The sequence below is a fragment of the Cobetia sp. 2AS genome (assembly GCF_029846355.1).
Classification (GTDB): Bacteria; Pseudomonadota; Gammaproteobacteria; order Pseudomonadales; family Halomonadaceae; genus Cobetia; species Cobetia amphilecti.
In genome coordinates this window covers 1-228 of sequence record NZ_JARWKQ010000033.1, presented here as the reverse complement: position 1 = coordinate 228, position 228 = coordinate 1, and the positions used below count along the sequence as shown (strand labels likewise).

The 228-nt window shown below is 57.0% G+C and carries 1 rRNA gene; it reads right to left on the bottom strand.

Features of this window, described 5'->3' with window-relative positions:
- Positions 1-67 (bottom strand): 5S ribosomal RNA (gene rrf, locus QD356_RS17815); the annotation flags it as partial.
- Between the last annotated feature and the right edge of the window lie 161 nt (positions 68-228).

The window sequence follows — 228 nt, the reverse complement described above, 5'->3', positions numbered from 1 at the left end:
CGCTAAGCGGTTTCACTTCCGAGTTCGGCATGGGATCGGGTGGTTCACGCTCGCTATGGTCGTCAGGCGAAACGGTGACATCTTGCGATGCCTGAGTCCCGAGGCTTGTGGCCTCGCGACTCGCAATATGAATCATGCTGACCGATATGCCTCGATCCTGTCGCAATCCCGGCGTTTGCCTGCGCAAACCCCTTGGGTGTTATATGGTCAAGCCTCACGGGCAATTAG